The 20,213-nt window shown below is 47.9% G+C and carries 27 protein-coding genes; 1 reads left to right on the top strand and 26 read right to left on the bottom strand.

The features are described from left to right. Nucleotides 1-74: 74 nt before the first annotated feature. From Q4Q52_RS13385 to Q4Q52_RS13270, 25 genes are all read right to left on the bottom strand, one after another. Entirely contained in the window at nucleotides 75-797 is a 723-nt protein-coding gene (locus Q4Q52_RS13385) for a hypothetical protein (RefSeq protein WP_012586814.1), read from the bottom strand. Beyond that, nucleotides 794-1,219, bottom strand: a complete 426-nt coding sequence (locus Q4Q52_RS13380) for a hypothetical protein (protein ID WP_012088287.1) — start codon at nucleotides 1,217-1,219, stop codon at nucleotides 794-796. The genes Q4Q52_RS13385 and Q4Q52_RS13380 overlap by 4 nt, the downstream gene beginning before the upstream one ends. Nucleotides 1,220-1,252: 33 nt before the next feature. Next, nucleotides 1,253-1,810: a hypothetical protein gene (locus Q4Q52_RS13375; protein ID WP_259576797.1), complete on the bottom strand. Its 558-nt coding sequence runs from the start codon at nucleotides 1,808-1,810 to the stop codon at nucleotides 1,253-1,255. Between the two features lie 3 nt (nucleotides 1,811-1,813). Next, a complete protein-coding gene (locus tag Q4Q52_RS13370; protein ID WP_311990826.1) occupies nucleotides 1,814-2,158 on the bottom strand; it encodes a hypothetical protein in 345 nt (114 codons plus the stop codon). After that, complete coding sequence (locus Q4Q52_RS13365; protein ID WP_012196684.1) at nucleotides 2,151-2,474, bottom strand: DUF2190 family protein; 324 nt, start codon at nucleotides 2,472-2,474, stop codon at nucleotides 2,151-2,153. The genes Q4Q52_RS13370 and Q4Q52_RS13365 overlap by 8 nt, the downstream gene beginning before the upstream one ends. Nucleotides 2,475-2,554: 80 nt before the next feature. Then, the gene (locus Q4Q52_RS13360; protein WP_409373429.1) at nucleotides 2,555-4,624 is read right to left on the bottom strand and encodes a ClpP-like prohead protease/major capsid protein fusion protein; all 2,070 of its coding nucleotides are present in this window, start codon (nucleotides 4,622-4,624) and stop codon (nucleotides 2,555-2,557) included. Then, on the bottom strand, nucleotides 4,533-6,107 hold the full coding sequence (locus Q4Q52_RS13355) for a phage portal protein (RefSeq protein ID WP_012196682.1): 1,575 nt from the start codon (nucleotides 6,105-6,107) through the stop codon (nucleotides 4,533-4,535). The genes Q4Q52_RS13360 and Q4Q52_RS13355 overlap by 92 nt, the downstream gene beginning before the upstream one ends. Before the next feature lie 49 nt (nucleotides 6,108-6,156). Next, nucleotides 6,157-6,363, bottom strand: a complete 207-nt coding sequence (locus Q4Q52_RS13350) for a hypothetical protein (protein WP_106649468.1) — start codon at nucleotides 6,361-6,363, stop codon at nucleotides 6,157-6,159. A 42-nt stretch (nucleotides 6,364-6,405) separates the two neighbouring features. Beyond that, nucleotides 6,406-8,403: a terminase gpA endonuclease subunit gene (locus Q4Q52_RS13345; protein ID WP_311990825.1), complete on the bottom strand. Its 1,998-nt coding sequence runs from the start codon at nucleotides 8,401-8,403 to the stop codon at nucleotides 6,406-6,408. After that, entirely contained in the window at nucleotides 8,378-8,911 is a 534-nt protein-coding gene (locus Q4Q52_RS13340; RefSeq protein WP_311990824.1) for a terminase small subunit, read from the bottom strand. Before Q4Q52_RS13340 ends, Q4Q52_RS13345 begins: the two co-directional genes overlap by 26 nt. Beyond that, nucleotides 8,865-9,200, bottom strand: coding sequence for an HP1 family phage holin (locus Q4Q52_RS13335; RefSeq protein ID WP_012586805.1), 336 nt, complete (start codon nucleotides 9,198-9,200; stop codon nucleotides 8,865-8,867). The genes Q4Q52_RS13340 and Q4Q52_RS13335 overlap by 47 nt, the downstream gene beginning before the upstream one ends. Further along, nucleotides 9,181-9,426, bottom strand: coding sequence for a hypothetical protein (locus tag Q4Q52_RS22230; RefSeq protein ID WP_367870022.1), 246 nt, complete (start codon nucleotides 9,424-9,426; stop codon nucleotides 9,181-9,183). The genes Q4Q52_RS13335 and Q4Q52_RS22230 overlap by 20 nt, the downstream gene beginning before the upstream one ends. After that, nucleotides 9,311-9,814: a hypothetical protein gene (locus tag Q4Q52_RS13330; protein ID WP_311990823.1), complete on the bottom strand. Its 504-nt coding sequence runs from the start codon at nucleotides 9,812-9,814 to the stop codon at nucleotides 9,311-9,313. The genes Q4Q52_RS22230 and Q4Q52_RS13330 overlap by 116 nt, the downstream gene beginning before the upstream one ends. Beyond that, the gene (locus Q4Q52_RS13325; RefSeq protein WP_311990822.1) at nucleotides 9,804-10,328 is read right to left on the bottom strand and encodes a lysozyme; all 525 of its coding nucleotides are present in this window, start codon (nucleotides 10,326-10,328) and stop codon (nucleotides 9,804-9,806) included. The genes Q4Q52_RS13330 and Q4Q52_RS13325 overlap by 11 nt, the downstream gene beginning before the upstream one ends. 445 nt (nucleotides 10,329-10,773) lie before the next feature. Further along, nucleotides 10,774-11,454 (bottom strand): hypothetical protein, encoded by a 681-nt coding sequence (locus tag Q4Q52_RS13320; protein ID WP_311990821.1) that lies wholly within the window; start codon nucleotides 11,452-11,454, stop codon nucleotides 10,774-10,776. Nucleotides 11,455-11,767: 313 nt separating this feature from the next. Beyond that, the gene (locus Q4Q52_RS13315; protein WP_311990820.1) at nucleotides 11,768-12,373 is read right to left on the bottom strand and encodes an ImmA/IrrE family metallo-endopeptidase; all 606 of its coding nucleotides are present in this window, start codon (nucleotides 12,371-12,373) and stop codon (nucleotides 11,768-11,770) included. Then, a complete protein-coding gene (locus tag Q4Q52_RS13310) occupies nucleotides 12,360-13,022 on the bottom strand; it encodes a hypothetical protein (protein WP_311990819.1) in 663 nt (220 codons plus the stop codon). Before Q4Q52_RS13310 ends, Q4Q52_RS13315 begins: the two co-directional genes overlap by 14 nt. A gap of 120 nt (nucleotides 13,023-13,142) precedes the next feature. Next, nucleotides 13,143-13,520, bottom strand: coding sequence for a hypothetical protein (locus Q4Q52_RS13305; protein ID WP_310802658.1), 378 nt, complete (start codon nucleotides 13,518-13,520; stop codon nucleotides 13,143-13,145). Beyond that, entirely contained in the window at nucleotides 13,507-13,725 is a 219-nt protein-coding gene (locus tag Q4Q52_RS13300; protein WP_012586800.1) for a helix-turn-helix transcriptional regulator, read from the bottom strand. Before Q4Q52_RS13300 ends, Q4Q52_RS13305 begins: the two co-directional genes overlap by 14 nt. A gap of 55 nt (nucleotides 13,726-13,780) precedes the next feature. Beyond that, nucleotides 13,781-15,037 carry a tyrosine-type recombinase/integrase gene (locus Q4Q52_RS13295; RefSeq protein ID WP_311990818.1) on the bottom strand — a complete coding sequence of 419 codons (1,257 nt, stop codon included), beginning with the start codon at nucleotides 15,035-15,037 and terminating at the stop codon, nucleotides 13,781-13,783. After that, on the bottom strand, nucleotides 15,027-15,713 hold the full coding sequence (locus Q4Q52_RS13290) for a replication protein P (protein ID WP_306684583.1): 687 nt from the start codon (nucleotides 15,711-15,713) through the stop codon (nucleotides 15,027-15,029). The genes Q4Q52_RS13295 and Q4Q52_RS13290 overlap by 11 nt, the downstream gene beginning before the upstream one ends. After that, the gene (locus tag Q4Q52_RS13285) at nucleotides 15,710-16,459 is read right to left on the bottom strand and encodes a helix-turn-helix domain-containing protein (RefSeq protein ID WP_311990817.1); all 750 of its coding nucleotides are present in this window, start codon (nucleotides 16,457-16,459) and stop codon (nucleotides 15,710-15,712) included. Before Q4Q52_RS13285 ends, Q4Q52_RS13290 begins: the two co-directional genes overlap by 4 nt. 168 nt (nucleotides 16,460-16,627) lie before the next feature. Further along, nucleotides 16,628-17,233, bottom strand: coding sequence for a hypothetical protein (locus Q4Q52_RS13280; RefSeq protein ID WP_311990816.1), 606 nt, complete (start codon nucleotides 17,231-17,233; stop codon nucleotides 16,628-16,630). A 158-nt stretch (nucleotides 17,234-17,391) separates the two neighbouring features. Then, complete coding sequence (locus Q4Q52_RS13275; RefSeq protein WP_311990815.1) at nucleotides 17,392-18,015, bottom strand: hypothetical protein; 624 nt, start codon at nucleotides 18,013-18,015, stop codon at nucleotides 17,392-17,394. A 31-nt stretch (nucleotides 18,016-18,046) separates the two neighbouring features. After that, on the bottom strand, nucleotides 18,047-18,250 hold the full coding sequence (locus Q4Q52_RS13270; protein ID WP_311990814.1) for a Cro/CI family transcriptional regulator: 204 nt from the start codon (nucleotides 18,248-18,250) through the stop codon (nucleotides 18,047-18,049). 86 nt (nucleotides 18,251-18,336) lie between these two features. Between Q4Q52_RS13270 and Q4Q52_RS13265 the strand changes: the two genes are divergently transcribed. Further along, nucleotides 18,337-19,032: a helix-turn-helix transcriptional regulator gene (locus tag Q4Q52_RS13265; protein WP_311990850.1), complete on the top strand. Its 696-nt coding sequence runs from the start codon at nucleotides 18,337-18,339 to the stop codon at nucleotides 19,030-19,032. A gap of 365 nt (nucleotides 19,033-19,397) precedes the next feature. On the opposite strand, the gene Q4Q52_RS13260 is transcribed toward Q4Q52_RS13265, so the two are convergent. Next, nucleotides 19,398-20,114 carry a hypothetical protein gene (locus tag Q4Q52_RS13260; protein ID WP_311990813.1) on the bottom strand — a complete coding sequence of 239 codons (717 nt, stop codon included), beginning with the start codon at nucleotides 20,112-20,114 and terminating at the stop codon, nucleotides 19,398-19,400. Nucleotides 20,115-20,213 lie beyond the last annotated feature (99 nt).

Below are 20,213 nucleotides of genomic sequence, written 5' to 3'. Positions count from 1 at the left end.
GAATTAACAAACCAAAATAAAAGCCCACAGCACATGGATCACATGCTGTGGGCTATTGGGAACAATCTTTAGACTTATGCTGCGCTACGGACGAAGAACTTAGACTTACCCGTGGCAACGATTGACGGATCGGCTAACACCGCGCCTTCGATATCGAACGAACCGAAGTCATCACCGATAAGGTCCATGCCTGCGGTAGGGCTTGGGCTCCACTTGAAGAACTTCAACGTCCACGGTTTACCTGTGGCATCGTTTACGCCATCAATCACTACAGGCACCACTGCACCGGATTCGGTTAAAGCTTGCATCGCGTTACCGGCTTTTTTGGTGTAAGTCACTTTAAGCGCTTCACCTTCAGTGATAGCACCGCTCGATAGCGCACGAATACCGCCAGCACTGACTACATAGTCAACATCAACATCATAGGTAGTGGTGCCTGCTGCATCGGTCACAACCGCAGCTACGGCGGTATCAATCATAAAGGCGGTATCGGCTAAGCCATCTAACACAGCAGTAATGGACTCAGGGGTAGAGATTGCACCCGCTGTGAGCACTTCCACTTTACCGCGCAGTGCCATCGCCATGTTGGCATTACTAAAATCGTTCATAGTGAACGATAATTTTACTGATTTTACCTTGGTAATTTCAGCAGCATAGCCACCGCCACCACGGTAGTTTGGTTGAGATTTTGTATCTTGTTCAATGGCAACTTTAACGCCTGAGGCGTTGCCAACATCGCGGCCCGCAACGTAAACGATGCCTGAGCCGATGTAACTTTCGGTTACTGTTTCACTCATAGTGAGTCTCCAAATTTAACGGTATTAACAAGGGATAGGGTGATAACCGCTAGGCCATGTTTTTCATGGGCTTCGGGCATGATGTACTTGCAGGGCTCAGACTCTTTAAAACTGATCACCGAGGGCAACCAACTGGGTTTCTCGGTATTACGTTCATCTTTATAAAACGTACTGCGAATGGCGCGAACCAAGTTAATGAGATCGGCTGTCGGGTTGGTTGACTTGGTTAGATTGATACCCGCTACCACTTGCAGCACCAAATCATCACGGTAATTATCGCGACCATTTACCGAACGAGCTTCATCAGTGAATGGCTGCAAAAAGATAAACTTCTTTTCAGATGCGACTGATTGCACATAAAAACCTTCGCGCACAGTGGCGCCGTCAACCAGCGCGAGGCGGTCTAAAATTGCTTGGATCATGGGGCTGTCCTTTCGGTATTTATCCTTTAGGCATTAACGATTAGCGTACTGGCCATATTTATTTCGCAGATGAGCAATAATCGGCGGCTCAATATCGTCGCGGATCTTGCTAAAACTGCCTGCCACTGAAGGGCCGTACATCGCTTTTTGTCCTTTAAGCTTTCGCCAACTGTTATCACCTTTCTGGCGTTGGAACATGATTTGATTGCCATTGCGACCAATCAAGGTAAAGGTGCCTTTAAACCATGTAGGTTGATTTCGTAGCACACTGATCATGTGACCGTCAGGCCGAGAGCCGCCGTTCTTTCCGGTTCGGGTTAAGGCTCTGGCATAACGGGTTAATGTGCTGGCACGATAACGAGCGGTGATAAACCCTTTTAAACTGCGTGGGTCAAAACTGACAGACAAATGCTGCTCAATGTAACTGCGGGAACGGAAACCATAACGGGCAAATATCGCATCGACTGCCGCTTTTTCACCAAACTTTACCGTATCCTCAATCGCCCGATTAATCGCTGGCGCTTGTGCATCACGGATGCGGTTAAGTTCCTTTGTTACCGCCTCCATGCCTTCAATCTTTATGCGTGCCATTAGCTAGGCCTCTAGCGGAATATAGATAAAGGTCACGCTGACTGAATCCATGCTTACCCTTTGGGTGAGCCGTCCTTGCTGGACGCTAATGCCCTCACCTATCGCAAACTCATCACCAGAATTTACCGCCCCTTCGGATTGTAAAAACTCGGCACGACTGATTAGCTCGGGAATATATTCATTAGACGAGGCCGCAATTTCAGCGCCGTTATCATCCAAATTCACCAGGCGAGTAAATGGCGCAGAGCCATCGCTTGGGGTAAAAAGACACGGATCAGCCAAACGCTGAAACAGCCGCACCATTTTACCCCGCACGCGTTCGGCAAAGTGGTTGCCAACGTTAGGCATTGATTTTCACCCAGACGCTGGTAGATGGATTTGCCGCTGCAGCCCATACTTTGCCAGCTAAGGTATTGCCCGTGGCGAGTGATGTGATTTCATTAGCGGTGTCGTCCCAATACACGGCTGCGCCAACTGCGAGCACATCTGTGGATTTTTTAGGGAGTTCAAACACACCTTCGGTTACACCTGTACCTTCGGTATCGGCGGCAATGGCGCCAATCGCCACAACTAACAATGTGGCTAGTAATACCGCTTCACCACTGGCAACTGCGGCGGTGGGCGTAAAGCTGATGGTCTTGCCATCTTGTACATAATTTTTCATGAGAGTGTTCCTGCTTAAAAACAAAACTGAATAAAAAAGGGCTATCGTTTGATAGCCCATTTATGTCGATTTAGCGCTGTTTACACGCCTGTTGATTTCACCAAACCACGGTAATCAAGCGGTGCCACACCCGCATCGATACGCACCTTGGTGGCTACGCCGTCGATAGTGAAGCCTTGTTGCTGCTCAATGTAAGGCGTGTCGATGCCATCAAGGTAAGCCACCTCAATGGTGTCGCGGCCTTGACCCGCAGAAAGGAACCACTGCACCGCGCTGTTATCATCTAAACGAGGCTCAGCAATCACTTCTGCAAAGTTTTGGATTGGGTTAGCAATACCTGAATTCACATCGGCACCTTTAACAGAACTGGACTTAATGATCTGGTTAAACGTGGTTTCAAGCGCTACAGGGCACAGTACAAACTCAGGGCGAATATTCAGGTGGCGATTACCCGATTTTTGCTTACGCATTAACATGCGATTAGCATCGAGGGCCGCCACACTTGGCGCACCGGAACCTAAGTTGCCGTGGTCATTATGGAACAGCGTTTTGCCATCAGCCATTGCGGGGTTTTTGGTTAATACCGCATATACCAAATCGCCAATGGTGCCTTTGGCGGCAAAGCCCATTTTCATTGGAATATCAGTCAACATACTCATATCGTCGTTGATAATGGCCTGACGAGTAATGCTGAACAACTCGCCATAGGTAGCCAGCGCGATTTGTTGTGCATGGTCGCCGACGGTGACGTACTTGTATTCCGCACCTTCACGTACTTGGCGCAGGCTATTAAAGTCACCAAGGCCGATACGTTTGGCGATATTAAAGTTGCCTAACTGGCCTTTCTTGGTCCAACGCTCGAAGGTTTCTTCGGCGGTTTCCCAGCCCATTAACACTGATTTATTAGCTACATCTAACAGGATATTGCCAAAGTCGCTTGAGCTGTGGGTAAAGGCTAAGCCGACCATCTCCATTTTGTTAAATCCAGCGCAACCAATGCCGCGATCCAACAGTGAAGCGCGTGCCAACTCAAGCATGGAGTAGCTCGAATAGTTGTTGCTAGCTTCAGCTTTTTCATGGCCGGAACGCGCCATTAACTGAGCGCGAATCGAGTCACCAACGATATTGCCGTTACCAGAGTGGATAATAGTACGGTTTGGCATGGTCGCTGCTGGCGTGGTGTTTTCGCCCAACTTTGCCAAAATGCGGTCTTTGGCAATTTCAGCATTGATGTTGGCATCGGCAATACACTGATTACGTAACTCTGCTAACTCAGGAAAGAAAGTAAATGCCGCATTGATACCGTTCATACGCTCAGTATTAAACGCAATCGCAGCCGCTTGAATAGCAGTGGTATCAGGTTGTGTTGCTGCAGGCGCAGGCAACTGAGCATTAGGTGCTGCTGGTGCTGGCACGAGTGGGTTGGGAGCACTGTTACCCTGCGGTGCAAACAGGTTTTTGAGAGCTTCAGGCATATTAGTAAAATCCTTAAGACGTTTTGAATTAAGTGATGCCGCCATTTGCAGCGGATCGGTGAGGGTGTTGGCAAAACCTTTTTCCACTGCTTCGCGCCCAGTTAGCCAAGTTTCAGCGGCTAACAGAGCGTGGAGTTCATCTTCTGACAAGCCTGTTTTGTGTTGGTAGGCGCCCACTAAATTGCCTTCAACCTTATCGAGCAAGTCGGCGTATTTGCGCATATCTTCGGCATCACCGAGAGTTCCGCCCCAAGGCTTATGCACCATCATCATGGCGTTTTCAGGCATGATGACTTCATCAAAAGCCATGGCAATCACACTGGCCATCGAAGCAGCAAGGCCATCGATGTAGCAAACTTTGAGCGCTGGATGGCCTTTGATCATGTTGTAAATCGCCATACCTTCGAATACATCGCCGCCTGGCGAATGAATACGGGCGGTAATGGTACCCACTTTGCCTAGGGCCTGTAGATCACGGGCGAACTGTTGCGCACTAATGCCCCAGCCGCCAATCTCGTCATAGATCATTAACTCGGCATTACCGTTTTGGGCTTTGAGGCTATACCAGCTATTGGCGGGTTTATTACTCTGGTTCAGCGTTGCGACGGGCACGCTCAGCGCTCCGCTTGGCAGCATTGCGCTTAGCATTGCTGATGCTATTGGGGTCTTTTTCACTGTTAGGATCTCCTAGCGAGGGGTCGGGGTCATTGGCCGTGACCATGTTGTTTTCGCGGTTGTAATCCACCTCACGCTTACGCTGGCGTTTTACTTCTGCAGGATTACGGCCACGGGCGCGAGTCCAATCGGCCTCGGTTGCGACGTTGGCAGCGATCATCATTTCCCAGCCTTCGGCCTCTTTGCGTGGGTCAATCCATGGCATGGTGGGCCCGTAGTACACGGCATCAAATAAGGTGCGCATGTCGAGATCAGGCGGTAGCACTAATGGGTCCTGCTTGTTGTGCATTTCCATTTTGAGAAAATTGCGGAACACAGGCCGCGACCAGCCAGCACAAAACCACTGCTGCATAATGCGGTTGGATTCGTCTTGCTCAACCAGCTCTTGGCGCTGGCTTGAATAACTGCCTTTGTAGTCACGGGCAATGCTGGAATAGCTGCCACGGGTACCAGCTGCGGCGGCTTTTAATTGGCCATTACGAAAATCAACTAAGTGCACATTAGGCCGATTGGATTCAATCATGCCCACATCTTCACCGGGCTTGAGATCATCGAAGGTCATGCCAGGTGCAATGGGGATTTCGCGGCTTGACGATTCACCACTTGAGTCAGGAACAAACATGGCAGCATCGCCGCGCTTGATGTAGAACGCCAGCGCGGCGGCAATCCTTGCGGCTACTCGCTCGGATTCTTCATAGTCTTTAATATCGCCAAGGCGGGTTAAAATGCCGTGGAATAAAGAAGCGCCACGCAGCTGGTGCAAGCGTTTAAATAAGCCTAAGTGCATCATGCTCGATGCGGGTATCACTTTGGTTTTGTAGCGAAAGCCGACTTGATCAGCGGGGTGATCAAGCAATACGTGATAGTTAACCACTTGGCCCCAGCCGTTAACCTCAAGCCCTTGGCGTACCCGCTTTGCTGGTTCGTTTAACTCGTAGGGGATAAAGTCGGCTTCTAAGGCTTCAATACTGTATTGAGTGCCTTGCTCGTTTGGGTGGCCGAACTTAGCCACTTTACCCATCACATGCTGGCCGAACACATCACCATCACGCAGGGCGCTACGTAACACTAAACGCTCTAATTCAGGGCGACTAAAGCGGCCAGTAACGTCACACTTAAGCGACCATGCACCGAAACGGCGTTGAATATCGTTAGCTAAGTCATCTAGGATTTCACCGCTAATACTGCGCGGCTGCGGTTCAACCACAATCCCTTGGGCACCGATCACCCGTTCTTCCATCCGGTCGAGAATGCCAATGCTGAGATCATGATTTTCGTCTAACCAGCGCGCTTGCTCACGCAGGCTTTTACCTGCTGCAAATACCGCTTGGTTAGCCCCGCGACTTTCCTTTTTAGCGCGATGCGTGCGGCTTGGGCTGGCGGCTTCATACCCTTTCAGGTTGCGGTAGCTCATTGCGGCCGCTTCACGCTGTAATGCTAAACGCGGGGCAAATATCGCCAGCGCATCATTGATAATGCTCATGTGTTGCTCCGACTTATATTTTTAGAAGTGCCCTATTAATGCGGCTTGATTAGTTAAAGCTGGCTAACTTGACACCGCCCTGTGGACGGCTAAAGGCGTTTAAACGGCGCTCCCACTCAAGCCGACCTTTGCGAATTTCGCCTAGGTCCTCTGTGGTCATCGTCTTGCCGTTGATCGTGGTTTGCTTGCCTGCCAACACATCAAGCTCGGCCTGAAAGTACGCATCGATCATCTGTTGGCATTGGGTTTGGGTCATGCTGTTATCCTTGGCTTTATGCTATTTACGACAGCCGATTAACTACAGCCAACCGCCAGAACTGCCACCACCTCCACCGTTTAGGTAAGCAGCATTCGCATTGGCCTGTTTTGCGGCTTTGGGTTTTGGTTCTTTGGGTTGGTCGCTTGATATGGCGATCGGGGTAACTTGTGAAAGTTTGTCGAGGTTGATGCCGAATTTTTCTATCGCGATATACAGCGCGGCTAAGGCGTAAACGAAACAATCTAGCGCTTCGTTGCGGCGCTTTTGGTTGTCCCATTTATAGATGATCCGCCCGTTTTGGCGCACCGGCACCTTGCGTTCGCTGGTGAGCTGTTGCAGCTCAACGTCATCACATACCGCTTCGTTTAACGGAAAGTGAATTGCACCAGGCTTACGCACATCCACATCAGGGGCAATCCGCAACATCGACATCAACAACTCTTTGGCGTTGTCGGTACCGACCTCCGTTAAGTACACGCCTTTGGCGGTTCGCTTACGGGGGAAGTTGGCGATCGGCTTGCCGTAAACGTTGGCACCTCTAATGGGTATAACCCGCATTAGTCCAAGCTTTTTACTCATGGCGTAAACGTCATCGGTATAGTGGCCGCCTGAGTCCCAACCCACTACGCCAATATTGAGCACAACACCATCGGCACGGGCATAGCTTTGCGCAATACGCTCAGCCACTTTGTCTTTAAGAACTTGATCAGCGGGATCACCATGGAGAATAAAGCGGTCAATTAGCGCCGCCTCTTTACCCGCACCCCAACCCCAAACACGGCCTTCGTAACGGTTATCTTGGGTGTCGATACCTGCCGTTAAATACACCACCCAGTTAGGTACTTTGCCACTCGGGTACATTTCGCGGCGCTTCGCTAATTCTTCCCACTCTAAGCGTTCGCCGTTGTCGTTATCCCATGGCTGGCCTAACTTAGTGTTGACGAAAGTCTGCAGCTTTTCTTTATCGCCTTTGGCTTTAAAGAACTCAGTAACCAGTTTCGCCCAGCTGTTGAGCGAGTTATAGGCCGACCAGATATGAATCGAGATATTGGGCGGCGTGGTGATGTCGTTTCCGTCGGCATCATAAAAATCTAAAAAGTCTTTTGTGCGAATGCCGGTGTTTTCGCATATCCAAATCGCGCTTGGGTGCAGCTCCATATCGTCGAGCTGATTGTTTTCGATGCAGCAACCACAGTGCTCACACAGATAATAGGCTGTGCTTGGGTCATGCTCGCCCTTGGCATTTTTATGCCACTTAATCCCAAAGGGTTCTTCGGGGCCGCCCCACTTTAAATCCTGCAGTTCGTCGCAGTGTGGGCAAGGCAAGTTGAACCTAAAATAGTGCGGTGATTCGCTGCAGGCTTTTTCAATCTGGCAGGTACCGAGCACTTTAGGCGTTGAACCGCGGATCGACTTAGGAAACATCGACAGTTCGATACGAGTATCACCGAGCGAGGTTGCGTTACCTTCGTGCTCGATGGATTCATCAAAACCCGCTAGCTCATCGTAGATCACATCATCAGTGGAGATTTCGCGATAGTTAGCTGCAGCGGTACCACCGCGCACCATCAGCGTTTTGCCATTGGTGAATATTTTATCTTCTAGCGTGCTGTCTTTATGTTTGCGACCCATCCAAGGTGCAAGCGCGCGCCAAACTGGGATGTCACGAATCGCTGTTTCAACGTGCTTTTTCATGAAGGTTTTGGCTTGACCATCACGGGGTTGATAGATCAACACGTTGCGCTTTTTGTGCTCAATCTTGTAAGCAGCGTTAGCCATCAGCATTTTGGTGTAACCGACACGCGCTGACTTCATTAAGTTAAGCGTGCTGATTTGGTCGTTACCCATGGCATTAAGAATGCCAATTTGAAACGGTAAACTTTCCCACTTGCCCTCGGTGTAAGAGGACTCCGACGACATGTAAAAGTGCTCGTCGGCATATTCAGAACAGGTAAGCATGGGTGGGCGATAGAACGAACGCAGCCCAGCAGCAACGGCAGCTTTCAGATTTTTAATCTGCGCGGCCGATATACTCATCTAATAAACCCTCTATGCCCTCCGCAAGATCGGCGGCGGTGTTTTGGCTTTTAATCACCTCCGCTTTGATAGCGTCGATTGTGCGTTCTGGAATGTCGGGGAATTTGCGTTTTACCCGTATGTGTATTTGATCAAGCACTGGGGCAATTTGCGCAGCAATGCGATTTAGCACAAAGGTGGCAAAACTAACTTCGACCACTTCTTTGAGGTCTTTTTCGTTTTTAATCTCTTGCCCAATTGCTTGTGCCCGAGTTAAGCGCCAGCGTTCGAAGTCGATATCTGGCTTATCGGGATCATCTTCATCAGGTTTAGTGATGTTTTTTTTGCGCTCGTTGGCAAGTCTGTTACCCACCACATCGGCCATCTTGTATAAACACACGCGGCCGCGCTTGCTGTGCACTGGCACGTCCCACTTATCAAATGCTTGGGTGCTGATCTCAAGGCTTTTGCATAGGTCGGTTTTACTCAGTAGAACAGGCTCGGGTGGTGATGGTTGAATGCGTGCCATGATGTTCATCTACCTGTTTTAACAGTGCTGCTTTCAGCTGCATCTCCGCTCGGTGTAACTCTTGGGCGCGTAGTTCGTCCTTATCTGTTTGACGTTGCTCACGGCGGCGGCGCAACTCCTGATAAAAAACGTTGGCTAATAGGGTGACGAGCGCGAAGAATATCCCGAGCAAAATGGCGATTTCATTCAACGTAAACGCACCTCCAATTGTGCTCATGAGCGACGATACATAAGCGCTAAACGTCAGCGATTTTTGAGTGGTCACATCATTAATGTATGGATTGTTCATGCTGTTTTTCCGTTCGCCATGTTTCGATGTTATGCAAATCGGTATCACACTTGGTGATCACGGCTAAAAGTTGAATGATGCAATCGGGCAGATCGGCATTAGCGTCTGAACTACATTCGGCTGGCAGGCACTGGCTCATTAATGATTGCGGCGGTAGTACATATTGGGTCTGCTTGGTGACTACGGTGCGCGCAATAGGCGGCGTGTTTGAGCAGCCGCTTAACATCATCAGGCACAACAGTATTAGCCCAACTTCGGGTTTGTTCATTGGCTGAGGTCCTTAGTTTTTTAATGGCGGCTCGCTGATCGGCAAGCTGGCGATCAATCTCAGCCTTGGCTTTAGCAGTTTGTTCATTGAGCTCTAAGGCAAAGGCGTAATCCTTAGCAAGCCTGTCACGTTCGATGGCCTGCGCTTGCAGTTCATCGGTAACGACTGTGAGATCATCTTGCAGCATGCGCAGGTTAACGGCGGCCGTTTCGAGCTGCGAGTTTTTTAACGCGAGGTCAGCTTTAACGGCGGTGAGGCTAAGGCCAAGTAGCGTTATCACTATGATGAGCGCAGCAATCAAATACAGGTGCAGCGAGCCCGTGGCATTAATGATTTTATTCCACATATAAATCCTTTAAGCAGATTGATTGCTCTTTTGCGCGGCGTTCGATTAAGCCAGGCTGCTTAATGTCACGCGCATAGACAAACCCATTACAACCCTTTTTTCCGCAAGCCTCGGTGAGCTGGTAACAAGCGGCCACCCTTTCGCCGCGCAGTAACAGCTTGCGCAAGGTGGAGGTTTGAAAGTTACCCGCACCAAAGTTATAAATCAGACTGAGGTAAGCAGCGTGCTCACCTTCAGTAAGTTGCACCGGATACGTTAGCCGCCGCAGCTGCCGATCGGCTTTACCTAAATCCTTGGCGAACATTTCAATGCATTGCTGCTCGCTAAAAAACTGGTTTAGCTCAAGCTCGGTGCCAGTGTGGCCAAAGCAAGCAGTGATAACTTCCACCGGATCAAGATAGGTGTGCAGAACAGGCTCGCCGTTCGGCGCTTCAGCGGGGGCAATCAAATTAGCCCCCGCCAGTGCGACAGCAGAAGAAAGCCCCAGTGCCACGAGCTTTTGCTTTAATGGCATAGATCAGTCTCCTTTAAAATGAGGTTAGCCTTAGCGCGGCCAACGGTTAGATCAACGGTGAGGTAGCCGCCTCTAACAGCTGATGTTTTTAGTGTCTTTCAACGTCCGTAGCGATCATGTCAAACACCACGGCAACACATACCCACCACGACCACCATTGCAGCGGCCGCTTTTTTTCAGCGGGGGGTTAGCTAACGAACAGCTATTTGGATGTTTGCGAACAAGAAATAGCGCCAAATAAAAAGGGCCCCTAAAAGGAGCCCTTGGCAGACAAATAACGTGCGACTGAATAAATGTAACCTTAGCAAGCGTATACAAATGTACTCGATTTTAAGGGCCTTGAAAGCGGCAAATGTGCCGCATAAAGCGACAAAAGTGCCGTTTCGGAATTTGTAAATATGTGATACGTGAAAACTTAATCACAGAGGATTTATTGTTTTACTTATCACTTAAGTGATTTACGCTCAATTTCGACCAATCTAAAAGCTGCGCTCATATTGCCAATTGAAGTTATTGACTTGAATGCAAATATCCAGAAAATGAACGAACCCAAAATACTCAATGATGCCCACATGATTCCAATCAAACCATACGACTCAAAGAGCTTAGGCACAGTAAACCAGCTGCCGTCATCATAAACATAAACGAAAGGAGCTATGGCATATGTCCCTATAATGCCAAAAATCACATAACACGAGAGAAGCAATAAATCTCTTGCATACACCTTCCGCTTCCAAATGGGTATTGACCAATAACATCCATTAAGAGTTATCGAATTCAGATTATTAGATAGTTTTAAATAAGCCTTTCCCTTCACAAAAAGTTCGAATGCACGGCTCGGATTTGAATACCTTAGCAAAACGTTGATCTCGTCGTAAGTGAGCTTACATCGATACATCAAGCTAAAAACATGCTCAGTGAGGAATCTTTGCTTCAGACTTGGTTTATGAAGATTGGCACTCAAAGTAGACAGAACGATTTCGAGATTTTTATGGTTAAACTTATGTCTTTCAAAATGAAGATAAGAAATTAGCTTAGCAACTGTGACAAACGCAGCAAGGATAGCGAACATCGTAGTTGGACTTAGCCAAGTAATGGCCTCTGGTATGGCAGCAGCATTTGGCATTCAAAACCTCTGTATGTTTGTTCTACGCACTTATAGGATCAAAAGTTGGTATATTAGATCCCTGTCGATCTACTAATAACAGCACATGCATTACAAACAATTTTAAGAAAAATATCAATTGGTTAGTAGGGATTTCTAAGCGGGTGTTGGAAGGGTGTTTTAGGTGGCTCATAAAACAACAACCAACCTCCCCAAAATTCTCATATGTAGTGAAGCATTGCGCGTCACTGCCCCCGCAGTGAAGCGAGCCAGAAGGACCCAATAAAAAAGCGCCCCAAATAGGAGCGCTTCTCATTTAGTAGAGGCATTTGAACTATCTTATATAACCTAGAGAGCGCAATCTAATTTCTAAAGATTGTTCAGACACATCAAATCTAGGTGCTAGCTTAGATAACACTTCATTTACCGTAGCTTTTTTAGTTTCTTTCTTTAACTGTTCAACTAATTTGTTCACTTCTCTATTAATAAGTTCTTTAGGCATCAACAGTTGAGCAGCAAACTTGTTTGCTCTAGTTTCCTTAAAACTTGATGAACCATCCCGATGAAGCTTTTCTACTATCAACTCTTCTCTAGAAGGGTCTGCTAAATTAGGTACTACATCAAAAATTAGGTGCCCTAACTCATGAGCCAAAGTGAAACGTTGCCTCACTGAACATTCAGATGGATTAACCCAGATGTTAACATTACTTAGTTCATCATTCTTGTTACGAATAACTTGAATAAATCCGGATTTATCCCAATCTTCAAAAGATAAACTATTAGAATAGTTCACATTTTTTATTTTCCCAACAATATGTTCTAAATTAATTGGTAGTTCAACATCATTAATCTCTTTGACATCAAACACCATTTTTAAGAAGGATGTCGCTGAATCGACACGATTTAAATTGTTTAAAGTCAACTTTTTATCGCTCATCATTACCCTCCTCAGTTAATATAGAACGGAACACATCGATCTGTTCAGTTCCCATGTGTTCATTGATAGCATTTTGAATATCAAATTCTTGCTCTCGTCTTATATCAATTTTTATATTATCAGCTAGTTCCAGCAAAATATTTTTTACTCGAACATCATCAAATGCATTCACAACTAAACTTCTCAAAGCATCATCAGTATCTAATTGTTGGTTAATTTTAGCCTTAACATCGTCAACGACTTCGCATACCTCGCGCTTTTTGTATCTAGAAATTAAAAAAATTGACAGAATACCAGCTAAGCCCAAAACAATTGTCAACCCTAAAGCCCAATTACTATACAACTGATTTGTTGCTTCGAACATTTGTTGTTGTTGTGTAACAATCTTACTATCATATTCAAGATGAGTCTGAAGTTTACTATCATAAATATTCTGAAGATTTGATATACCTGATTGTAGGACAATCAAACTACTTTGATGTTCCTGAACTTTATCATCCAGGCCTTTTTGTTCATTTTTAAGTAGCGATAGCTCACGTCTTAAACAATCATTTTCTGCTAGGAGTAAGTGAGTTACGTTTTGTAAAGACTCCGGTTTTGAAACAATATCGCTATAAAAACCACACACATCTCTATTACGCCCACCTTCCATCAAAACTCCACTAACAAAGTAATGCCTAACAGTATATTGAGTAATAGTACTCTATGTTGTTGCTACACAGTAACACATTTTAGTTAATCAAACTTGGGATTCTACTCTCCATCACCCACCTCACTTTACTAATTGAATCTCAGCCCTTCTCAACCAATACACATACGACTTCTTACTGTCGAATCCCATCAATGCCCACTGGCCTTTGCACACGTAGCAGGTGCGAATCGCCCGAATACAATTTGGCGATAAGCACTCAATCATCCTATCGAACTGGACCACATGCTTAGGAACGCTCAACTCCCTAACCAACGCACCACCATAAACCTGCACCTCACCTAACTTATCGCAAGCACTGCGATTAGTGAAACCTTTACCGAGTTCTTGGAACGCCCAATAACGCCCCCAGGCATTGAGCCCAGCACGAAGGGCTTTCATGTTGACCAAGTCATCACGCCCATCGGCAACCAATGTCACTCTTAAATTAGATGGTCTCATTCGCTACCTCCGTGATCTGCTCAATCGATAAATGAAAAACATCATCCAAGATGGCAAGAAAATGGTTAGAAGGAACATTGCTTTTGCCGCTCTCCCATCGCTGATAAGTACGGCGATCCACTCCGTAAATCTCAGCCACTTCATGCTGACTAAAGCCCCTGATACCACGCCCAGTTTTTAGAATGATTGCTGACCGATTGCTCATAAAACCACCTTATTTAGTGCCATTGCATACTCTTGTAAGGCTGATGCAACGATCATCACAGCCACCCACTCGCACCAAGGGTTTGAGCACTCCCAACATTCTCAGACGATCTAGGGATTATCTCGGGCGCAACCTCACTAAAACCGAGCGAAATTAAATGCGCGTGATACGCATCAAGCGCACTCAACATGCCCTTATCCAACGTCGAATGAACATAGGTACGCAAAAGCACAGGCAAGGCATGATTAAGCAACCGCTCACCCACCATAGTATCCACGCCCATGTCTTGGATAATCGTCCGGCAAAGCTTGCGCAAATCATGCGAGGTAAACTCCTTAAACCGAATCGTCTCACTCCAATAATGCGCAGTGCGCTGGCTAATAGCGCCAACATCACCCGCAAACAAAAACGCCCGCTTACCCACATTTTTAAGCTGCCACTGCAAATAATGCTGGATCAGCGCCTTAGCCGTAGGCGTTAACGGTAACCGGTGCTCTTGGCGGTTCTTCGCGTTCGCCGCAGGAATAAACCAAAACTCACCCGCAAAATGCTCCCATCGTGCCAAACGGGTTTCACCAATGCGCGTGCCGAACATCAGCATCAACATAAACAACATCGCCACCGGCATAAATGCATCCCGCAACGCCACAAACAACGGCCCTAAGTCCGACTCCATCAACCGCGTATCAGGCTTAGGTGATAAGGTTAAACTCATCGTCACTCGATACCCCATCAGAGGATTAAGCAATAACAACCTAAAATCCGCCGCCAAACTCAACGCCCGCTTAAGCACATTCACACTCAAACGAATGTAATGCGGCGCATAACCCTCATTCAGCATCAGCTTCACCAACGCACTATCAACCACCAAAAACGACAACTCAGCCAAGGCCACATACCCCAACTTAGGCAACAACTGCTTACGCATAATCGACCTACAGTTATCGCGCCAGCTCGGGCTTAAGGTCGTATTGCCATCCAAATAATCCCCATACCACAACAGCAAATCAGTCACAGTCGCAAACTCACCGCGCAACACATCCGCGCCCGCACTACGCTTAGCCAGCATCACAGGTAAATCCGCCAAAAACGTCTTAATGCACATGCTCGGCCACACGCCTTGCTTCTTCCAAACGGTTTTATCGCCCTCATTAATAACCAAATGCACGCTCGCCTTCGTCCTATCCGCCGTTGCCCGTAAACGCAGCTCAGGAAACTGCGGGTCCCTAAAATCCCGAGTCAAACCGCCACGTAACCAACGGCGCAGTGCTGCATCGTTCAACTTACCCACCTCAACCCCGCTAGCAGCCATCGTTTGCCCCCTTAAGCCCTAGGTTTGCCCGTAAATTGGCAATAATCGATTTTGCCTTTGCCGCCTCAGTGGGCCGCGTCACCGTTTCAGGTAATGCCTTTGGCAATTCCACATCGGTCAACTCGCCACGGCTAAAGCGCCTGCATAACACTTTGTAATTGCGCTCAAACGTCATCAACACGTCCTTTTCGAGCCCAGTCGCAAACATCCAACTGCCCGTCTCGCGCACCGCTAAGCGCACCACATCATGGCTCCACGTATGCTTGTCAGGGTGATGGTAATGGCGCGCAGCCTCCTTAAACGCGGCTTCCAGCTTAGGCAGCCCCAAATCACAGGCAGTGGGTTGGCACCAAAGCGCAAACTGGCGCGGTGTCGGCCAAAACTGCCTATCGCCCTGCTCGCGTCTAGCGCGATTCAGCCCCGCTTGCACTTGCTCGCGGCTCGCAATCCCCTGCGCGGCCAAGGTTTTAAGCCACTCGCCTTTGTGGGTCGCTTCGTCCTCAGGCCGTGGCGCACTCACCGGAAACAACACCCGCAACTTGCTAAACACGCTGTCCACAATCGCCATATCCATTGCCGTCGGCTCGGGTTGCGCCACCCGCGCGCCCTGCCCAACCAGCGGCTGGCGGATTAAGGTCTGCAGTGATTTCATGCTCGTATTTTGCTTGGCAGTCATATCAAAGGATCCTCAGGGTCATACACCGCATGGCGCCAATCCACTTGCCCAACGGCGGCGGCCATCGGTCTTGGCAACGGTGTTAGCCAATGGCGTTCGCGGATAAATTTGGTAATGCCGAGCACAAACTGGCCGTTAGCGCTAAAGCCCCAACTCGCATCCAGCGCCGCAGCCTCCTTCAACCAGCTCACCGCCAACACACAATCGGCATCAGTCAGCTTTTCACCCTTCCACGCTTTCCACGCAGCCGAATCCGACCCGCCTTTGCGATGGGCGGGATACGCTTTAAAAAACGCATTGAAAACCGACTTAGCACTCGTTGCTGGACAACTATCTTTTAAAGATTCATTGATAGGTTCAAAAGAGTGATAGATTCCGGTGCTATCTGGTGGCACAGGGGGTGTGCTATCTGGTGGCATACCTATGCTATCTGGTGGCACCCCTTCGGTGCTATCTGCTAGCACAGGGGGTGCTACCTCGTAGCAGATTGAAATCGTGTAAATATTGGTTAAATTTCCCTTAGGTCCCTTACGATTTTTAATCGACACAAAACCCATATCAACCAAGGCCGCAATATGCTTTCTCACAGTGCTATGACCAATCTCGCACTGATCTGCAATATGCTGATGGCTCGGCCAACACTCACCATTATCGTTTGCGTTGTCGGCCAGCTTAATCAACACCAGCTTACGCAGTGGATTACCCACCTTGGCCTTCATCGCTTTAACCATCAATTCCATGCTCATAAGCCACCGCCTAACTGCGCGACAGCCAGCACAAAATTGACGAAATCATCATGTATACGTAACATGTAATCGCCTCTCTTAGGTATTAAGCCCGCGCTCAGTCGCCAAACTTTAGCGGGCTTTCTTATTTCAACTTCAACCCTTTATGTTTTGTCACATCATCAATACTCAGCCATCCAAGTGATAAATATCCCGCGCCAAGTTAGTGCGTAACTGGCTATAAATATCGCGCCGCTTGATATGCTTGGCCTGATTAACGGGGTCAATCCGCGTCACCTCAATCGAACGCTCGGCGCGCATTTCTTCCATCTGCAAGTAACCCAAAAACCAATCCACGCACACCCGCGGTAACATCAAGCTGCCTTCATCGCCTAAAATCACCCGATGCACCACTTTATTGGCGATCTCCACTAAGCTGACGTTATCTAACGCCTCTAACTCGGGTTGCGTTCGCAACAGCTCAACAATGCGGCCAACCTGCAAGCGGCTAAAATTATCCAACGTAGTAAAACCGTAAAAAGTCGCTAACTCGCGCCGTAAATCAACTTGGCACATAGGTAAGGTGTTTTTACTCAAGGCTGCCGCCTGCATCATCAGCACGTTAGACTGAGCAACCAATAACGCGACCTTTGAATCGACCGCTTCATCCTCTCGCCGCATATAATCTGCAAACGCTGGCGTAACAGGTTCATCATCACGATTCGCAACATCGCCATGCACCGAACACGCGGCGCCGCCCTCCAAACAACAGATTAAACATTCAGGATCAAACATATCGCCCCCCTTGCATGCCTTAAGCCGTGGTATCAAGGCCGACAATTGACCCAAAGCCCATGCTTACGTAACATGCTGTTGCCTAACTCAGGTATTAAGCCCGCTGCCTCCACAGCTCTAGCGGGCTTTCTTATCTCTACCGCTAATCAACATGCCAATCACTTCTCGACCGCGTATTGCGCCGCCTTACCGCCATGACTCGCTAAATACGGGTACGCCAGCTCTAACGCTGCCATGCTGGCTTGCGTGGTCGCCGCCGACTCTTTTAACTCGCGGTGCGCCGCCACTAACTGCTCGCGCTTGGGCTCATCGCCCAAATGGATCACCGCCACTTGCGCCTCGGCGTTCTCTTTGGTGAGCGACGCTGCCATATCGGCCACATGCAGCACATGGCCATCATTCATGCGGTCGGCAATGACCGTCACCCCTGTGCAACCAAATACATCGTTGAGATACTGCACCCGCAAATGCTCAGGCAATGCCGCTACCAGTGCTTGCTCAACATGAAACAAGCGATCCACCTGCGGATGCTGGCCCTCATACTGACCAAGCCAACGGAACAGCTTTTGGGCATTTATCCGCGCATCGTTGTGCACGTCTTGCGTGCTCGCAAAGCTAATGCCCTCCGCCGCTAACACCTCACTCAGCCCAAGGCGCTCAACCGCCGCAACAAAATCTATCGCCAGCGCAAAGCGCGTCATCTTGGGTAACTCCAACACCCGATGAATCGTTTTCATCAACAAATTCAAACGGCTATCTTTTTTACGTGAATGGGTTTTCATGTGTACTGTCCTCCTTCAACCTACAGTGAACCTAAGCCACACTCGCGGGCTTAGGGTTATCTAAAACAATGACGGGGTTAACTTTGAGTGCGCCATCAGTTAGGCGCTCAATTTGATAAGCGCGGAGTTCGGGTACGTCTTCACCCCACTGGCTAATTGCAGAAGGTTTGATGTTCAAAACCTGAGCTAGCTTGGTTTGAGAACCATAAAATTTGACGGCATCATCTTTTGTCATGGGTTGATCTCCACACTGAACAAATAAGTTTTCTTACACAATAGAAAGAAAGGAAACTTATGTCAACAAAAGATAAGATCACTTACATGAAAACACTCGGTCAGCGTATACGCGAAAAGCGTAAAGAATTAGGTATCACCCAAAAAGCACTTGGTGCTTTAGTTGGGGTTTCTGCTGTTGCAGTAACTCAGTGGGAAAAAGATGAGACCGCTCCAAAAGGAGCAAATTTATTTGCTCTGGCTAAATCATTGAAATGTGATCTCAGCTGGCTTCTAAATGGACAAATCGCGACAAAACCTGAATCGAATGCTGAATGGGCAGGTGGTTTTGATCTATGGGACAACGATAGTCCACTGGGTGAAGATGAAGTCGAAATCCCCTTTTACGTGGATATCGAACTCTCGGCTGGCGAAGGCATTGCAGAAGGTGTTGAATATAAAGGCCCTAAGCTCCGCTTTGCTAAAAGTAGCCTTAAGCGCCAAGGCGTAAACACAGATCATGCGGCCTGTGTCAAAGTGAATGGCAACAGCATGGAACCTGTATTACCCCACGGCTCAACGGTGGGCGTTGATACCTCAGCCACCGAGATCGTTGATGGTAAAATGTATGCCATTAACCACGATGGTATGATGCGCGTCAAAATGCTCTACAAACTCCCCGGTGGCGGCTTGCGTCTACGCAGCTACAACACCGATGAGTGGCCAGACGAGCACATCAATAACGAACAACTTAAAAATATTAAAGTCATCGGCAAAGTGTTTTGGTACTCAGTTCTGTTGTAAAGCATTTGCAACTCGAAAATAGCTTTCCCAACATATTGTTGAATATAACCCTGTTAAACAATTACGCTTATTAGCCAGATTCAGCTTAACTATTCTATTAGCAATAAAGTATGTAACGCCAAAAGCAGCGGTGCGAAGCATCCGCTGCCTTTTCTTGTTAGCTGTTACTTGCGAGAACTAAGTTATCTATATGTACAAATATCTTTGTGATTCCACCACTTATAGGGACTGATAGTGTAACTTCTACCATGTCATCAACTACATTAAGGTTTGTCGCGAGAATTAGAGTATCTCCAACCATGACATATGCGGATTTGTCATCTAGGCTATTTACTGCATTTCTGAATGTGCTCATTTTACTCTCCTTAGTTATTACACTTTCCAAGCGCCACTTTACATGCACTAATTTTCTTTGTGTCACCCGCTGCGGTCGACATGCAAGAGTCATAGGTGGTCAGGCATGCATCAGCTTTGGCTTGTTGAAAAGCACCAGCGACATTAGCGAGAGCTTTTTTGTCTAATTGCACTGCCGCTTTAACTGCTTCAGCCTTAGCCTTGTCGGCCTGCGCCTTCTCTTTTTCCGTATTGATCATTGCGGCAATTTGATCGACTATTTTGGCTTGGTCATCCCTGAATTCCTTATCGGTGATCCAGCCATTAGCTCTAGCTTTACAATTACTTGATATGAATTCTCTAGCCAACAACACAATTTGTGTTCGGCCTGCAAGCTCAAGGGCGGTAGTCGATGCATCAGAACTACCTTTTAGACCCAGCGCGTTAGACACACTCCCCGACGCACTATCGTCGCCTGTTGTTGAGGATGTTTCAGCTGATTGTGTATTTGATGCATCCAAGGCTAACTTTAAAGCGTTAGACATAGCAATGTCAGGAACAGGTTCAGAACACACTATATAATCTGCATTCTTTTTCCGGATGTCGATTGTTCGAAGGTTCGCCGGAATGGAATATAGATCACCATCAACCCCAATAGCCTCTGAAGATATTTGTTGTGGTTTCTGAGGTGATAATATAGAACAGCCGGATAAAGCTATGATACCTATCAAAGCAATTGTTTTTTTCATTTAACTTCTCCTTAAGTTGAAATGCTCTTATAAGACGAACCACTCAGTGATAGTAGAGCTATTCTCTCCTTTCGTCGAATTTTCAGTCTGATTCGACAG

The organism is Shewanella sp. SP1S2-4 (genome assembly GCF_031932075.1).
Lineage (GTDB): Bacteria > Pseudomonadota > Gammaproteobacteria > Enterobacterales > Shewanellaceae > Shewanella > Shewanella baltica.
This window is presented reverse-complemented; position numbering and strand designations above follow the sequence as displayed.

Coding starts and splice junctions, on each gene's coding strand:
- Q4Q52_RS13385 (WP_012586814.1), bottom strand. CDS start 797: ATGAGTGAAACAGTAACCGAAAGTTACATCGGCTCAGGCATCGTTTAC.
- Q4Q52_RS13380 (WP_012088287.1), bottom strand. CDS start 1,219: ATGATCCAAGCAATTTTAGACCGCCTCGCGCTGGTTGACGGCGCCACT.
- Q4Q52_RS13375 (WP_259576797.1), bottom strand. CDS start 1,810: ATGGCACGCATAAAGATTGAAGGCATGGAGGCGGTAACAAAGGAACTT.
- Q4Q52_RS13370 (WP_311990826.1), bottom strand. CDS start 2,158: ATGCCTAACGTTGGCAACCACTTTGCCGAACGCGTGCGGGGTAAAATG.
- Q4Q52_RS13365 (WP_012196684.1), bottom strand. CDS start 2,474: ATGAAAAATTATGTACAAGATGGCAAGACCATCAGCTTTACGCCCACC.
- Q4Q52_RS13355 (WP_012196682.1), bottom strand. CDS start 6,107: ATGAGCATTATCAATGATGCGCTGGCGATATTTGCCCCGCGTTTAGCA.
- Q4Q52_RS13350 (WP_106649468.1), bottom strand. CDS start 6,363: ATGACCCAAACCCAATGCCAACAGATGATCGATGCGTACTTTCAGGCC.
- Q4Q52_RS13345 (WP_311990825.1), bottom strand. CDS start 8,403: ATGAGTATATCGGCCGCGCAGATTAAAAATCTGAAAGCTGCCGTTGCT.
- Q4Q52_RS13340 (WP_311990824.1), bottom strand. CDS start 8,911: ATGGCACGCATTCAACCATCACCACCCGAGCCTGTTCTACTGAGTAAA.
- Q4Q52_RS13335 (WP_012586805.1), bottom strand. CDS start 9,200: ATGAACAATCCATACATTAATGATGTGACCACTCAAAAATCGCTGACG.
- Q4Q52_RS22230 (WP_367870022.1), bottom strand. CDS start 9,426: ATGTTAAGCGGCTGCTCAAACACGCCGCCTATTGCGCGCACCGTAGTC.
- Q4Q52_RS13330 (WP_311990823.1), bottom strand. CDS start 9,814: ATGTGGAATAAAATCATTAATGCCACGGGCTCGCTGCACCTGTATTTG.
- Q4Q52_RS13325 (WP_311990822.1), bottom strand. CDS start 10,328: ATGCCATTAAAGCAAAAGCTCGTGGCACTGGGGCTTTCTTCTGCTGTC.
- Q4Q52_RS13320 (WP_311990821.1), bottom strand. CDS start 11,454: ATGCCAAATGCTGCTGCCATACCAGAGGCCATTACTTGGCTAAGTCCA.
- Q4Q52_RS13315 (WP_311990820.1), bottom strand. CDS start 12,373: ATGATGAGCGATAAAAAGTTGACTTTAAACAATTTAAATCGTGTCGAT.
- Q4Q52_RS13310 (WP_311990819.1), bottom strand. CDS start 13,022: ATGGAAGGTGGGCGTAATAGAGATGTGTGTGGTTTTTATAGCGATATT.
- Q4Q52_RS13305 (WP_310802658.1), bottom strand. CDS start 13,520: ATGAGACCATCTAATTTAAGAGTGACATTGGTTGCCGATGGGCGTGAT.
- Q4Q52_RS13300 (WP_012586800.1), bottom strand. CDS start 13,725: ATGAGCAATCGGTCAGCAATCATTCTAAAAACTGGGCGTGGTATCAGG.
- Q4Q52_RS13295 (WP_311990818.1), bottom strand. CDS start 15,037: ATGGCTGCTAGCGGGGTTGAGGTGGGTAAGTTGAACGATGCAGCACTG.
- Q4Q52_RS13290 (WP_306684583.1), bottom strand. CDS start 15,713: ATGACTGCCAAGCAAAATACGAGCATGAAATCACTGCAGACCTTAATC.
- Q4Q52_RS13285 (WP_311990817.1), bottom strand. CDS start 16,459: ATGAGCATGGAATTGATGGTTAAAGCGATGAAGGCCAAGGTGGGTAAT.
- Q4Q52_RS13280 (WP_311990816.1), bottom strand. CDS start 17,233: ATGTTTGATCCTGAATGTTTAATCTGTTGTTTGGAGGGCGGCGCCGCG.
- Q4Q52_RS13275 (WP_311990815.1), bottom strand. CDS start 18,015: ATGAAAACCCATTCACGTAAAAAAGATAGCCGTTTGAATTTGTTGATG.
- Q4Q52_RS13270 (WP_311990814.1), bottom strand. CDS start 18,250: ATGACAAAAGATGATGCCGTCAAATTTTATGGTTCTCAAACCAAGCTA.
- Q4Q52_RS13265 (WP_311990850.1), top strand. CDS start 18,337: ATGAAAACACTCGGTCAGCGTATACGCGAAAAGCGTAAAGAATTAGGT.
- Q4Q52_RS13260 (WP_311990813.1), bottom strand. CDS start 20,114: ATGAAAAAAACAATTGCTTTGATAGGTATCATAGCTTTATCCGGCTGT.